This is a genomic window from Nonomuraea lactucae (genome assembly GCF_003313395.1).
Classification (GTDB): Bacteria; Actinomycetota; Actinomycetes; order Streptosporangiales; family Streptosporangiaceae; genus Nonomuraea; species Nonomuraea lactucae.
In genome coordinates, this window is the sequence record NZ_QNFZ01000398.1 from 1 (window position 1) to 914 (window position 914).

Consider the following 914-nt stretch of genomic DNA (forward strand, 5'->3'; position numbering starts at 1 on the left):
CGGTCAGCGGGTGTCGCGGGCGGCGCGGCGGATGAGGTCGGTGACGGCCTCGGGCTGGGAGACCGAGATGGCGTGTGAGGCGTCGTCGATGGTGAGGGTGCGGGCCTTGGCGCGGTCGGCCATCCACTGCTGGGCCTTGGGCGGGATGTTGTAGTCCTTGCCGGCGATCAGGGCGTAGGAGCGGATGTCCTTCCAGGCGGCCTTGGTGGCTTTCTGCTCCAGGGCCTGGGTGGAGACCGGCCGCTGGGTGGCGGCCATGACGGCGGCGGTGCCGGCGGGGACGTCGGCGGCGAACTGCTTGCGGAACCTGTCCTGCTTGATGGTCAGCTCGGTGCCGGTGCCGCCGCCGGGCAGCGGGTAGGAGGCGGTGCTGAGGGTTTCGCCGAGGGTGCTGCCGGGGAACTTGCCGGCCAGTTCGCCGGCGCTCTCGCCGGTGTCGGGGATGAACGCGGCGATGTAGACCAGTGCCTTGACGTCGCTGTCGCCGGCGGCGGCCTGGGTGATGACCGATCCGCCGTAGGAGTGGCCGGCCAGGATGACCGGTCCGTCGACGGTGTCCAGGACGCTGCGCAGGTAGGCGGCGTCGCTGTCGAGGCCGCGCAGGGGGTTGGCGGTGGCGATGACGCGGTAGCCGTCGCGGTGCAGCCGGCGGATGACGTCCGACCAGCTGGAGGCGTCGGCGAACGCGCCGTGCACCAGCACGACGGTCGGCTTGGCCGTCTCGGCGTTCCGCGTGGTGGCGGCGCTGCCGCTGGCCGCGGTGGCGGCCAGCAGGGATCCGGCCACGACCGGAGCCAGCGCCACGGTGGCGAGGGCACGGACGGCCGAACGGGTGCGAGATGAACGGGACATGCTGGTTCTCCTTGTTGCGGTGGGTGATGTCTTCGGGCGGGGTTCAGCCCTGGTGCAGCGCG

1 protein-coding gene is annotated in these 914 nt (G+C 72.2%); it reads right to left on the reverse strand.

What is annotated here, in order from left to right:
• Positions 1–3 precede the first annotated feature (3 nt).
• Positions 4–852 carry an alpha/beta fold hydrolase gene (locus tag DQW85_RS22175; protein WP_113702131.1) on the reverse strand — a complete coding sequence of 283 codons (849 nt, stop codon included), beginning with the start codon at positions 850–852 and terminating at the stop codon, positions 4–6.
• Between the last annotated feature and the right edge of the window lie 62 nt (positions 853–914).